This is a genomic window from Gloeocapsopsis sp. IPPAS B-1203, from assembly GCF_002749975.1.
Taxonomy (GTDB): domain Bacteria; phylum Cyanobacteriota; class Cyanobacteriia; order Cyanobacteriales; family Chroococcidiopsidaceae; genus Gloeocapsopsis.
In genome coordinates, this window is sequence record NZ_PEIG01000007.1 from 13,842 (window position 1) to 27,825 (window position 13,984).

The 13,984-nt window shown below is 40.7% G+C and carries 12 protein-coding genes; 5 read left to right on the top strand and 7 right to left on the bottom strand.

The annotated features are described in order from the left end of the window. Positions 1 to 197: 197 nt before the first annotated feature. The 3 genes from CSQ79_RS13765 to CSQ79_RS13775 all read left to right on the top strand — a co-directional run bounded on the left by CSQ79_RS13765 (position 198) and on the right by CSQ79_RS13775 (position 4,135). Positions 198 to 1,757, top strand: coding sequence for a hypothetical protein (locus CSQ79_RS13765; RefSeq protein ID WP_289501124.1), 1,560 nt, complete (start codon positions 198 to 200; stop codon positions 1,755 to 1,757). A 317-nt stretch (positions 1,758 to 2,074) separates the two neighbouring features. Beyond that, entirely contained in the window at positions 2,075 to 2,458 is a 384-nt protein-coding gene (locus CSQ79_RS13770) for a hypothetical protein (RefSeq protein WP_099701755.1), read from the top strand. A gap of 174 nt (positions 2,459 to 2,632) precedes the next feature. Then, entirely contained in the window at positions 2,633 to 4,135 is a 1,503-nt protein-coding gene (locus tag CSQ79_RS13775) for a thioredoxin-like domain-containing protein (protein ID WP_099701756.1), read from the top strand. Between the two features lie 150 nt (positions 4,136 to 4,285). On the opposite strand, the gene CSQ79_RS13780 is transcribed toward CSQ79_RS13775, so the two are convergent. Further along, complete coding sequence (locus tag CSQ79_RS13780) at positions 4,286 to 4,732, bottom strand: rhodanese-like domain-containing protein (RefSeq protein ID WP_099701757.1); 447 nt, start codon at positions 4,730 to 4,732, stop codon at positions 4,286 to 4,288. Between the two features lie 524 nt (positions 4,733 to 5,256). On the opposite strand from CSQ79_RS13780, the gene mutL reads away from it, so the two are divergent. Then, positions 5,257 to 6,969, top strand: a complete 1,713-nt coding sequence (gene mutL, locus CSQ79_RS13785) for a DNA mismatch repair endonuclease MutL (protein WP_099701758.1) — start codon at positions 5,257 to 5,259, stop codon at positions 6,967 to 6,969. On the opposite strand, the gene CSQ79_RS13790 is transcribed toward mutL, so the two are convergent. From CSQ79_RS13790 to CSQ79_RS13810, 6 genes are all read right to left on the bottom strand, one after another. Then, positions 6,966 to 7,520, bottom strand: coding sequence for a GNAT family N-acetyltransferase (locus CSQ79_RS13790; RefSeq protein ID WP_099701759.1), 555 nt, complete (start codon positions 7,518 to 7,520; stop codon positions 6,966 to 6,968). The two genes, mutL and CSQ79_RS13790, sit on opposite strands and share 4 nt — an antisense overlap. 30 nt (positions 7,521 to 7,550) lie before the next feature. Continuing rightward, complete coding sequence (locus tag CSQ79_RS13795) at positions 7,551 to 8,900, bottom strand: UDP-N-acetylmuramoyl-tripeptide--D-alanyl-D-alanine ligase (RefSeq protein WP_099701760.1); 1,350 nt, start codon at positions 8,898 to 8,900, stop codon at positions 7,551 to 7,553. Positions 8,901 to 8,964: 64 nt separating this feature from the next. After that, positions 8,965 to 9,354: a hypothetical protein gene (locus tag CSQ79_RS13800; RefSeq protein WP_099701761.1), complete on the bottom strand. Its 390-nt coding sequence runs from the start codon at positions 9,352 to 9,354 to the stop codon at positions 8,965 to 8,967. 87 nt (positions 9,355 to 9,441) lie between these two features. Next, complete coding sequence (locus CSQ79_RS27795) at positions 9,442 to 9,606, bottom strand: hypothetical protein (RefSeq protein WP_289501126.1); 165 nt, start codon at positions 9,604 to 9,606, stop codon at positions 9,442 to 9,444. Between the two features lie 234 nt (positions 9,607 to 9,840). Then, on the bottom strand, positions 9,841 to 10,764 hold the full coding sequence (locus CSQ79_RS13805; protein ID WP_099701762.1) for a histone deacetylase family protein: 924 nt from the start codon (positions 10,762 to 10,764) through the stop codon (positions 9,841 to 9,843). Between the two features lie 44 nt (positions 10,765 to 10,808). After that, on the bottom strand, positions 10,809 to 10,997 hold the full coding sequence (locus CSQ79_RS13810) for a hypothetical protein (protein WP_099701763.1): 189 nt from the start codon (positions 10,995 to 10,997) through the stop codon (positions 10,809 to 10,811). A 365-nt stretch (positions 10,998 to 11,362) separates the two neighbouring features. On the opposite strand from CSQ79_RS13810, the gene gyrA reads away from it, so the two are divergent. Next, positions 11,363 to 13,948 (top strand): DNA topoisomerase (ATP-hydrolyzing) subunit A, encoded by a 2,586-nt coding sequence (gyrA, locus tag CSQ79_RS13815; RefSeq protein WP_099701764.1) that lies wholly within the window; start codon positions 11,363 to 11,365, stop codon positions 13,946 to 13,948. The last annotated feature ends 36 nt before the right edge of the window (positions 13,949 to 13,984 follow it).

Here is a 13,984-nt window from a genome sequence, read left to right on the forward strand (position 1 = left end):
CAATAAGCTCAGGGTCTTTATTAGCAAAGCTTTGAGCAGTATTCATTTCTCTATATTTGATAGATGTTTGCTACCTATTTGACTATCCGCTTCTGTGTACTGGCATAGTAGTCACTAACACTTAAAATCAAAAGGAGATGATATTTAAGCACTAAGGGCAGAAAGATTTATTTTTAATAAACGAGGAGTTCAATTGGGTGTTTGGCATAAATTGGTGGCGAAAATTTATTAAAGCGACTGCTTCATTTTTATTTACAGGGCTTGTTATTGTGAGCTTAATTGGTTGCAGCGATCGCTCAGTTGCAGAAATACGTAATCGCAATGATACACAACTCAACTCTGTACCACGTCCTACTAAGATTGCTGAAGTCTCTCCACCAGAAGTAATTCAGCAACTACACCAGAGCTTAGAAAATCATCGTCCGCAAGTAACAATATTGAGTCCACAGCCAGACGAAGTTTTTCAAGATACTACAGTTAATGTCCGCTTGCAGGTTCAAGATTTCCCTATTTTCAAAAACCAGAAACTCGATTTAGGTCCTCATCTCAACGTTATTTTAGACAACCAACCTTATACAAATGTTTACAATCTAACTGAACCGTTGGTTTTTTCTGATTTAACTCCTGGAACGCATACTTTGCGAGTTTTTGCCACTTACCCTTGGGATGAAAGCTTTAAAAATGAAGGTGCTTATACCCAAACAACTTTTCATATCTTCGCGAAAGATAATAACAACACTCCTGCACTTAATAAACCACTATTAACCTATAACGCTCCTCAAGGAGCATTCAGTGCTGAACCCGTTCTTCTCGATTTCTACTTGACTAATGCGCCCCTACACTTAGTTGCTCAGGAACATCAACAAAATGACATTACTGATTGGCGGATACGCTGTACAATTAACGGGGATAGCTTTATTCTTGAGCGTTGGCAACCACTTTATTTACGAGGTTTCCAACCTGGTAAAAATTGGGTTCAGTTAGAGTTTATTGACGAACAAGGCAAACCTTTAACCAACGTTTTCAATAACACAATTCGGTTAATCACTTATGAGCCGCCTGCAAAAGACAGCTTAGGAAAACTTGTAACAGGACAATTGTCGGTAGCTGAAGCACGAGGTATTGTAGACCAAAATTATGTCTATAAATCTCCAATCATTGAACCAACTCCCACGCCATCACCTAGTCCAGTTCCTGAACTACCTTCTGTAGAAGAAATTAAACCAGAACAACCCCTATTAGACAAAATAGAAGTTAATCAACCTGAACAAGAACTTGAAACTGATTTAGAGAAACCTGAACAAACTAAACCAAATAACTTGTTTAATCGCTTTCGGCGTCGTGAAGTTGAACCTGTCCCAAGTGAGACACCTTTAATACCAGAAGTACCTGAAGAGAGTGAGATTCCAGACACAGAAACAGTTCCTGAAGAACTTATAATTCCTGCACCGAAACAAACTATTCCTGTTGAACCTCCAGAACCGCAAAGTTCTTCTGATGTTGAACCATTAACGTCATCACCGTTAGCACCAACACCAGCGCTAGAAGGTGTAAAACCCTTGAAAAAGCAGCCAGATGGCTTTTTTAATCGTTTTCGCCGTCGTTCAGTGATTCTGCCATCGTCTGAGCCATCACAATCGGAAGTGATTGATTTACCTGTACCACAGCCAGAAACAGTCGAATCAGCACACGAAGAAGATGCAGCAGACGATGAACTTGAACTCAAGTTAGATTTACAAGAGAAGGTTCTGCCTTAAGTTAGTCCTAACTTGGAAGCTGTCGAGGTTGAGCAAGCATCTGTTTACAGCTTAGAGTAAAACTCTCTTGCTCTCTAACTCTACGCTAGTTCCTATAACTAGGGGAACCCCGCACCTTTCGCCTGGCTTCCCAATTCTGAAGAGAAGATGAAGAAAAAAGCTTGTTCATGGGTCTAAGGAGGCGCAAGACATTCAATTGCGTAATTCCTCAAAACCATGAGTTTGAAGATCAAAACTTTCTAACCCTAGGGAGAAGATGTTATCTCAAAAAAAGTAAAGAGTTAGAAAGTTAGAATCCAAAATGAATGGAGAGAGAAATGAAATCAATGATAAATTGGGTGAAGAGCAGTGGATTACGTCGTGTTATCACAGTTGTATTGGTAGCAATTACATTTTTGGTGGCTCCAGCCTTCAATGAAAGTGTATTCTCACAAGCACACGCTGCATCTGCTGCGTCAGTAGACGAGAATCCTGTTACAAGTGATACCGTAAGGCGCATTAAAGAAAAAGCTGAAGATTTTGGTGATAGCGCAGAACGTCCTATTGGTGATACAGGTTTAAAGAATCTGAAAAAGCTTGGAGAAAACATTCCTGAAACCTTGGAACTTAAAGCACGTCAAACAGGTGTCACATTTAACCCAAATGAGGCAGATAAGAAAGCTGCTATGGAAGAAGCTCAAAGCAAAGCTGAGAGAAACTAAGCAAGATAGGCAAAAGCTTTCTAGCGCTTCTGTATTTTTTGAAAGCAATATCTACTTTGAGAGCTAGTGTAACCTGGAGTTGACACTGTGTATTTTATACAGTCAGTTCCAGGTTATTTATATCAAATAGCGATTTGCAGTTAGCAAATAACTTAGATAAAACCCAAAAAGCATATTATTATGCGAGTGAGAGCGCCGGAACTTCCCTCTAATCAAGCTTGGCTAAATATAGATCGTCCTTTATCATTACAGCAACTACGCGGTCAAGTTGTTATTTTAGACTTTTGGACATACTGCTGTATTAATTGCTTACATGTTTTACCAGATTTAAAATACTTAGAACAAAAATTTCAAGATCAGCTAACGGTTATTGGAATTCATTCGGCCAAGTTTGACAACGAGAAGGACGTTGAGAATATTCGTCAAGCAATCTTACGCTATGACATTGAGCATCCAGTACTTATTGATAGTGGCTTTGAAGTTTGGGAACAATATGCTGTGCGGGCTTGGCCAACCTTAATGGTAATCGATCCTGAAGGTTACGTTGTTAGCTGTGTCGCTGGTGAAGGTCATCGCGATGATTTAGAGCAAATAGTAGAGCAGTTGGTTCAGGAACATCAAGGAAAAAGAACATTTTCTGCTCAAAATTTCAGTTTGAAGCTAGAGAAACAACGCCAACCGCTGATAACTCCCTTGGCTTTTCCTGGAAAGGTTTTAGCTACAACAGCAAGCTTATTTATTACTGATTCGGGTCATCATCGACTTGTTATTAGTTCTTTAGAGGGAGAAGTTCAGCATTTGATTGGAACAGGTCAATCAGGATTAGTGGATGGTTGTTTTAGCGAAGCACAGTTTTCCAGTCCTCAAGGAATGGCATTTGACGCAAAAAATCAGTTATTGTATGTAGCCGATACCGAAAATCATGCGATACGCCAGATTGATTTGCAACGCCAAGTCGTCAAAACAATTGCTGGTACAGGCAAACAAAGCCAGAATATTCGACCTCATGGAGGTGCTGGATTAACAACAAAGTTAAACTCTCCGTGGGATTTGCAACAAATAGGTAACTCTTTGTTTATTGCAATGGCAGGTGCACACCAAATTTGGGAATTACAACTAGAAACATTGACGATCGCAACTTATGCTGGTAGAGGTGCAGAAGCTTGTATTGATGGGTGTCTTACTAAATCGGCTTTTGCTCAACCTAGCGGAATTACGACTGATGGAAAAGAGTTGCTAATTGCAGATAGTGAAGTTAGTTCTGTTCGTGGTATCAATTTAGCAGAACAACAAGTAAGAACAATCTGCGGTAGCGGCGAGCTATTTGGTTTTGGTGATGTTGATGGTAGCGGTGCAGAAGTACGCTTACAACACTGTTTAGGAGTAGAGTACTTTCAAGATTATCTTTGGGTAGCAGATACTTATAACAATAAAATCAAGCGAGTCGATACTTGTACAGGTATTTGTGAAACTGTATTAGGAGGCGGCACAGGCGAGCGCGAAGATGAATCAATGAGTCTTAAGTTTTCAGAACCTTCTGGCTTAAGCGGTATCGATTCGTTCCTCTTCATTGCTGATACCAATAATCACATCATTCGGCGTGCAAATATTAATACATGGGAAGTTAATATTATGAATTTCCCACAATTATGCGCTCCAGATTTTTGTTTCCCTTGAATTTTAAAAAACCAATAATTGAAAATAAAAAACTAAATCTCCTACCTCAAACATACTTACTGAGATAGGAGCGTTTCTAATCCAAAGAATTAGTTAATGGCTATTATGATAAACGTCAGTTCTGCAGAATAAGTTTACATTCACGAAGACTTACTTTTGTTGAGTTTCTGCTTGGTTTTGCATACGAGAAACAACATTATAGTCGTCTGCGCCTGCTGGAGTTCTGGATTCTAAAACACCTTCTGTAGGACCACCTACTGCTTTCCATGCTGGAAGTCCGCCTTTTAGTTCTGATATGTGTTCAAATCCGGCTGACCGAAGCTGTTGTGCAGCTTGAGTGGTTTGTTCATCAGTTTCACCGTAGATATAAACGTCACGACTTTTTGCTAATGAACTGCCTGCACGATCTACCAACTCTTCCATTGGCATGGACATAGCGCCCATAATGTGACCGTCATTGTATGTGTTGCGATCGCGTATATCTAAAATTGTGAATGCTGGCTCTCCCCATTCTAAACGTGATTTAAGTTCGTGCACGTTAGACTGGGGATCAATAGGTGGTTGGTCTGGAATGATACCGCCTAAAGGGTTATTCATACATTAATCCTCTCTTATCTGCTCTTTCGCAATCTATCAAGTAATACAACCTATACGATCCTTCTTTAGAATGAACGTTTATAATATCTTTCTTTAGGAATAGTTGGAATTTTTAAAACATATGGCGATCGTGTTCGGGCTATAATTTTTTGAAACATAGACGGGTAGTAGCTTGCCGCAGGCTGTCACAGAGGCATAGGAGAAGAATAAGAAGCTCATGCTTACAAATTATTCGAGGCTATGTATGTTAATTTTTATGTAAATACTTAATTAGCTATTGATTTTGTGCATTGCTTGATTTGTTGTTACTGTAAAAGAAAATAGTAATAAGAACGGGATAATCTCTAAGCAAAGTTAGCTACATTTATTCAACTCTAGCTTAGATTGTATGACAAATGAAATTAGTTATATTCAGGAAATTAGAACAGGCTAATTTCAGCATTTAAAAATTCATGGCTGACGTTAAAAGAAAACATCTAATATTTAATTAAGTACTCTTGTTAACTCATAAAAAACTGGATTCTATGCTATCCAGTATTCACACTCTACCTGAAGAAGTTATTAATTTAATCGCTGCTGGCGAGGTAATAGACTCAATAGCAGCTGTTGTACGAGAATTAGTAGAAAACTCTCTTGATGCAGGTGCAACGCGAATTGTCGTCGCTTTGTGGACACAACAGTGGCGGGTACGAGTGTCAGACAATGGCTGCGGGATGAAACTAACCGATTTGCAGCAAGCAGCGATCGCACATAGTACTAGTAAAATTCGTAATTCTGATGACTTATGGAAAATTAGCAGCTTAGGATTTCGCGGTGAAGCATTACATAGTTTGACACAACTAGCACAATTAGAAATCTTAAGTCGCCCTGCCCTAACATCTGATGGATGGCATGTTGTTTATGCGACAGGAGGAGAAATTGTAGAAGCGACAACAGCAGCGATCGCCCCTGGAACAGTTGTGACTGTATCAGATTTATTTGGTAATTTACCAAACTACCGCGAAGGATTACCTGCGATCGCACAGCAGTTGAAAGCAGTACAAACGACAATTCAGCAAATTGCATTGTGTCATCCTCATGTTACTTGGCAAGTTTGGCACGATGACCGCGAATGGTTTACTCTCAGTGCTGGAAAATCATCTCAATATGTCTTACCACAAATTCTCCGCCAAGTGCATTTAAGCGACTTGCAAGAACTAAAAATTGAAGTTCCTCATCCTGATAATTTATTCAACTGTAAAGATGAGATTGCTACACATGCTTTTCTGAACTTAGTTTTAGGCTTACCTGATCGCTGCCATCGTCATCGCCCTGACTGGATTAAAGTTGCAGTAAACGGACGCAGAGTAAAATTACCAGAGATTGAGCAAACAATACTGACTGCTACTGCACGAACGCTACCACGCGATCGCTATCCAGTCTGTTTTTTACATCTACAAGTTTCTCCTAATCAAATTAATTGGAATCGTCACCCTGCAAAAGCAGAAATTTATTTACATCATCTTGATTATTGGCAAGAAAAAGTTGCGCAAGCAATTGAACAAGCATTACGCATTAATCCTGCAACGATTCCTGAATCTTTACATAATTCTAGAGTTGGTAAACTGATTAAAGCTGCAGAATCTACCAGCGGTTACAGTTTCAATCGTCAAATACAATCGGATGCTGAGGTAGTTCACAACAGCAATCCTCCTACTTACATTCTCAAAGCTGTTGCCCAAGTGAACAACACTTATATCGTGGCAGAACATCCAAGAGGACTATGGCTAGTTGAACAACATATTGCGCACGAACGTGTTTTATACGAACAATTAGTTGATAACTGGCAACTTGTTGCTTTAGAACCATCAGTTATTTTAAATAATCTTTCGCCGACACAGCGATCGCAACTTGAACGTATCGGTATAGAAATAGAGACTTTTGGCGAACAAATGTGGGCGATCCGCAATATTCCAGCAATGTTACAAACGCGGAAAGATTGTGCCGAGGCATTATTAGAACTTAGTCTGGGTGGAGACTTACAAACTGCACAAGTAGCTGTCGCTTGTCGTAGTGCGATTCGTAATGGTACAGAATTGAATTTAGAAGAAATGCAAGCGCTTTTAAACCAATGGCAACGTACCCGTAATCCACGTACTTGTCCGCATGGACGCCCAATTTACTTATCTTTAGACGAGTCAGCTTTATCTCGTTTTTTCCGTCGTCACTGGGTCATTGGTAAAAGTCATGGTATTTAGTTTCTTAAACTTTTTGCCATATAAATATCAGGCTTTCCCAAGCCATTTGCATCAGGCATTACACCAACAATAGTAAAACCTAATTTTTGATAAAACTCGTAAGGATGATTGCGTAAATTTTTAATATTAATGATATGTTCCCATACCTTAGGATACAGATTAACGCCTGAAAGAGATGTCATATTATCTTCGTCATCTGTTCCTACCCACAGCGTAATTCCACCACGTTCTCTTACTTTATCTTCTAAATCCAAAACAAGCGCCCTGCCAATTCCGCGATGGCGAAACTCGCTATGCACAACTAAAGGGTGAAGTTCCCATACATTACCGTTGTATTGACTAATTCCACCAATCCATCCTAAAACTGTACCATTATCATCAACTGCAATCCGACTAATTCTATCTGGTGCTAGTGATTCGTGTACTTCTTGTAAAGCACTATCTAAGTTTGTCCACGCAGTTGCCCAATGTTCTTTAAAACTATCAAATAATAAGGTAGCTGTTTGTTGAATAAGAATTGATTTACTAGAGGATAAATTACAAATTTCCATTGATAAGTAGAAAAATGGATATCTTATTACTTACAAATTTGACTTGTTACGAAAATCATTGACGATACGATCGAGTCCTACCGAATGTGCAGCTTTAACAAGAATACGATCGCCTTCTTTGACAACCTCTCTCAAGCGTTTTACGATATTTTCGTGGTTAGAAAAACATTCAGTGGGAATCTCTACTGCGCTTGTTGCGATCGCTTCTGCATCTTCACCGTCAACTAGAACTATCAATAAATCAATATTAAGTTGACTTACTAAATTACCAACTTCTTGATGCAATTGCCGCGATCGCTCTCCCAGTTCTTTCATCGCACCTAACACCGCAATCCGCCGCTTTCCTGGTGTTTCTGCTAGTAGATGCAGCGCTGCTTGCATAGCTTCTGGTGCAGCATTATAACTTTCATCTAAGAGTACCACATCATTGGGTAATTCGTGACGTTGCGATCGCCCACTTGGCATATCAACAACTAAATCAATTAAGTTTGACCAATCAATTTGTAAAACCTTGGCAACAGCCAAAGCAGCAAGAAAATTTATGGCATTGTGTCGCCCTGGTAATGGTAAAGGCAAATACCTGCCATCGACTAATATTTGATTGTCAGTAATTTCTCCGCGTACATCTCCACCTGCTAAACCATACGTAACAGTTTGACCTCGCCATACTGTTGCAGCGGTTGTCATCAGACGGGAATTGTCATGATTGAGAATCCCCATCGCTGAATTTGACATTTGCGCTAATAACTCACACTTAGCCTCAGCGATCGCTTGTTCTGAACCTAATCTTTCGATATGTGCAGTTCCTACATTTGTAATCACGCCGATCGTCGGACAAGCTATTTGTGTTAATAAGGCAATTTCTCCTTTCGCACGCATTGCCATTTCAATGACTGCGTAGTTGTGTTCAGAACTCAGTTCCAGTAAGGTTTTAGGGACGCCAATTTCATTATTGTAATTTGCCTGTGTCTTGAGAACATGACCCTGAGTTGCTAAAACTGCAGCCATCAACTCTTTAGTTGTCGTTTTGCCAACAGAACCCGTAATTGCAATGACGGGAATTGAAAATTGCTGGCGCCACCAATGCGCAATTTTTTGATAAGCCTCTAAAGTATTTTCTACTTGCAGTAGTGGTAGTGATTCGTTTGGTGCTTGAAATTTAGAATCAACGATAGCGGCGATCGCACCTTTGTCTAAAGCTGCTGTTACAAATGCGTGACCGTCAAACTTTTCCCCTCGTAGTGCAACAAAAATATCACCTGGTTCGATAATGCGAGTATCTGTATTAACACCTGTAAACTGAAAAGTTAACTCAGTATCGGACAAAACTGATTTAGCAGCTAAAACTTGAATAAGTTGATTTAACGTGCCACAAGGCATAGGTAAGGGTAATGAACAGATCAATTAGGGAATCTCTGTTTCTTACTTTACAGCGATTCTGTTACTAAGTACTTTTGATGTTTTTCAATTTTGAATTACCAAAGATGGCTAACTTAGCTTGCGAGTTCAACAGTAACTGACTGTTGCCATCAACACTAAAGTCTTTGCCAGGAAGAAAACCTTGAAAAATTAAGTGCTTATAGAAGTGTACAAGAAAAGTCTTCTGAATCTCTTGTCGGATGCCAACAGGCAAAAGATGAGCTATTGTCCAAATTACCGCACTGGGATCTAACCACAATACACGCTCAATGCAAATAATTATGACTCCTGCTGCTGCTTCTGTAGAAAGTTGGGAGTTGAGATGACTGATTAAATCTTGTCCAATTTGTATGTTCCGAGTCATCATCGCCATGACTATTTTGGCAATTTCTCTTTCCAACTCTACGCAGGTCATACCCAAAGTTCCTTCTGTGGCAGAAATCTAGTTCAGATAAGTATATCCAAAGAAGGAGGAAAATGTACCCTAGGATGGATGAAATGTTTAGACGTGATGATGTTGCTGTGTTTTAGAAGCTGGTGTGTCTTTCTCTACAAGTGCGATCGCTACTAAACCAATCCCAGAAACTATAATTAATCCAAGCGTAGATGCAAGGTATGCATTTTTTAGCATTTCTAGGGCATTCTCGAACAAAATATACGTTGTCATTATTCTTACACTCAACTTTAGATGGTAGCTCTTCCTTATTTCTCCACGCTATTACGGTTAAATTCCACAGAGAAATTACTATATCTACCTGCTTAACAATTTGTTACACCTGTAATTATACGGCTAAAAGCTTTTCTTTTCAAAGAAAATGTTTTTTTCGATAAGTTTACTTCAAATGTATATTGAATTACCGTTTATATTTAAAAGCCATGTATGTTCTTGCTACAAATCGAGTTAAATACTAATCAAGCATTTTTCCAACGTAGCGACAACTGATTGAGAAAGTGCTGCGAAGTCGTAGCCACCCTCTAAGCCAAAAACGACTTTGGGAGTCAGCTGTAGACAATATTCAGTAAACTTGCTGTAATCATGAGGTTGTAGTGCGATTTCTGCTAAAGGATCAGCCGCATTGGCGTCGTATCCTGCACTAACAATTAATAAGTCTGGTTGAAAGTTGGACAAGAAAGGAACAACTTTTTCTTCAAACAAGGGTTGATAGACTGCCATTGTACTACCAGGAGACACAGGTAGATTGAGAACGTTGTTATATTTACCTTGCTCAGATGCTTGTCCAGTTCCAGGGTAGCAAGGAGACTGATGAAGTGAGCAAAAAGCTATCTGAGGATGATTTTCGACGATCGCTTGAGTACCGTTACCATGATGTACGTCCCAATCAAGAATAGCAACTCGGTTAATATCAGGTTGCTCTAAAGCGTAGTGTGCAGCGATCGCCGCGTTGGAGAAAAGACAAAAACCCATACCGCGATCGCTTTCAGCATGATGTCCTGGGGGACGTGTTAGAACAAAAGCTGGATTGTGATTCTCTAAAACAATGCTAACACCATCTAGCCACGCACTGACTGCTAACAAGGCAACGTCATAGCTGCGTGGCGAAACGAGTGTATCTGCTTCTAAATAACCGCCGCCAGTGTTTGCTATGTAGCGAACAAGTTCGATGTACTTCGGTGTATGAATACGTTCTACAAATGCTAATGCTGGAGATTCATTTACCGGCGTAGGCGATCGCCACTCTAGATGGTGTGCAAACTTTGATTGTTGTAGTGCTGTTGCGATCGCGCTTAATCGCTTAGGTGTTTCTGGGTGAAACCGTCCAGTTTTGTGTTCCAAAAACTCATCCGAATAGATCACTGGCAGCATATTACAAACAAAACAGCATGGACTACTGAATCTAAATTGTAGCCTTACTCATCTCGTTTCAAGTCGCTTCTATCATCCATCGGCGTATCATGCATTGGCGGTGTCATTGCTGGATTACCAGTGACTTCTTCTGTTGGCAATTGTTGCATGACATCATCAATTGCTGGCGGATGTTTGATTTTGTCTAACACTTCTGGTGATAGTACATCTTCTGGGCGTTCTTTTTCTGTCATGGGAGCTTTCTATCTAACTTGCCACAGCTTAAACTGCTTTTTTCAAGTTTACACACTACCTTGCGACTTAAATTCTTATGCTCTAAATCTCCTGCATCAGTCACAGATGCCCTTCGACTCTCTTTTGCGCTACCTCAACGAAGTTTCAAGAGATTTGAATTTTAAGTTTTAAACTCAAGACTCTAAATCCGTGGACTTTGTTTATCTAGCAGCGAATTCATTCGCCAAGCTGCTTCCTCCAGTCGTAGAGAAAATATGCTAGAATTGTATCATTATTTAACAAATATTTAGCAGAAAAGTGGAGTAATTTGGCGTTTTTCCACTTTAACGACTAAAAATCTTAGATTTTTGGAGTTTTTCACCATATGACAAGTCAGGATAGGATTATCCCAACTGATCTGCGTAATGAGATGTCCCGCTCCTATTTAGAGTACGCTATGAGCGTCATTGTAGGTCGGGCGCTGCCGGATGCCAGGGATGGTCTGAAACCTGTGCATCGCCGCATTCTTTATGCAATGCATGAATTGGGTTTAACCGCAGATCGCCCGTTTCGGAAATGTGCTCGTGTTGTTGGGGAAGTTTTAGGTAAATACCATCCTCACGGTGATGGATCGGTGTATGACGCACTGGTACGGATGGCACAGGATTTCTCAATGCGATTGCCATTGATCAATGGACACGGAAACTTTGGTTCCGTAGATAACGATCCACCAGCAGCAATGCGATACACAGAATGTCGTTTGCAAGCCTTTACAGGTGATGCTCTCCTTCGAGATATTGAATCAGAAACCGTAGACTTTACCGATAACTTTGATGGTTCGCAACAAGAACCAATTGTCCTACCTGCACGAGTTCCGCAGCTTTTACTCAACGGTGCTTCAGGAATTGCGGTGGGAATGGCGACAAACATTCCTCCACATAACTTGGGTGAATTAATTGATGGATTAGTTGCATTGATTCACAATCCAGAAATTACTGATAACCAGTTAATGCAATACATTCCTGGACCTGATTTTCCTACAGGAGGACAGGTATTAGGCACAAGTGGAATTCGCGAAGCTTATACGACAGGGCGTGGTTCTATTACCATGCGTGGTGTCGCTAATCTGGAAACAATCGAACAACGCGGACGACCCGATCGCGAAGCGATTATCATTACTGAACTGCCATATCAAACCAACAAAGCCGCATTGATCGAACGCATTGCGGAAATGGTTAACGAAAAGCGGTTAGAAGGTATTGCTGATATCCGAGACGAAAGCGATCGCGATGGGATGCGAGTTGTCATTGAGTTGAAAGGCACAGCTTACCCGCGTGTTGTTCTCAATAACTTGTATAAGCAAACGCCTTTACAAGCCAACTTTGGAGCCAATATGCTGGCTTTGGTAAATGGCGAACCGCAATTACTCACCATCAAGCAGTTCCTAAATGTCTTCTTAGACTTCCGCATTGAAGCAATTAGTCGCAGAACGCGCTATGAACTGCGCAAAGCCGAAGAACGCGATCACTTACTGCAAGGTTTATTAATTGCTCTTGCCAACTTGGATGGAATTATTGAATTAATTCGCCATGCAGCAGATGCCCCAACTGCACGTCATGAACTGATCGAAAGATATGGTTTATCTGATGCCCAAGCAGATGCAATCTTACAAATGCAATTGCGACGCCTCACAGCATTAGAAGCTGAGAAAATTCGTCAAGAACACGAGGAATTACAAGTACAGATCGCCGATTTACGCGATATTTTGGCACGCCGCGAACGTGTTTTAGAAATTATTGAAAACGAAGTTACTCAGATTAAAGCAGCTCATGCAACGCCGCGCCGTACAGTTATTGAACCTGATAAAGGTGAGATTGGCGATACTGATTTAATTGCAAACGAGAAAGCTTTAATTCTTGTTACTGAGCAAGGTTACATCAAGAGAATGCCAGTGAATGCCTTTGAGGCACAAAGTCGGGCAACTCGTGGCAAAGCCGCAACCCGCATGAAAGAAGATGACGGCATTGAGCATTTCTTAACATGTTGCGACCACGATAGTGTTTTATTCTTTAGCGATCGCGGTGTTGTTTATTGCCTCAAAGCTTACCAAATTCCTATTGGTTCGCGGACAAGTCGCGGTACGCCAATTGTCCAAATGCTACCAATTCCCAAGGGAGAAAAAATTACATCGGTTGTTCCAGTCAGCGAATTCAGTAGTGATGAATATCTCGTCATGCTGACGCGGGGCGGTTACATCAAAAAAACTGAACTCAGTGCCTTCAGTAATATTCGGGCAAATGGCTTGATTGCAATTTCTTTAGAAGAAGGCGATCAACTGCGTTGGGTACGACGGGCACGTGTAGAAGATAGCATTATCATCGGTTCGCGCTATGGTATGGCAATTCATTTTAGAACTGATCACGAGCAACTACGTCCTCTTGGTAGGGCAACACGCGGTGTAAAAGCAATGAAACTGCGTGAGGGAGACGAACTTATCGGTATGGATATTCTTCCTAGTTCAGTCTTGGCAAACATTAATGATAGTGTCACTGCGGATACTGAAGAAGATATTGAGATTGAGGATGAGACAGAAGACAATGGCGAATTGCTGGAAAACAGCACGCAAGGTCCGTGGGTGTTAATTATTACAATGGGTGGTTACGGTAAGCGCGTACCAGTCACTCAATTCAAATTATACAATCGAGCAACAAAAGGTAAGATTGCAACTAAGTTCAAAGCACGCAAAGGATTTAAAGATCAACTAGCCGCATTGAGGATTGTGAATGAAGTTGATGAACTCATGATGGTGACAAGTCGCGGAATTATTATCCGTCAAGCTGTCAAAGCTATATCACCACAATCGCGTTCTGCTACTGGCGTACGCGTGCAGCGCTTAGACGAAGACGATGCGATCGCTGCTGTTGCTTTAGTTCCTCCTGATGTTAGCGAAGCAACAGAGTCAGATAACTAAGGGCTACAGACCAGCAAAATGCCGATTGTGAAAACG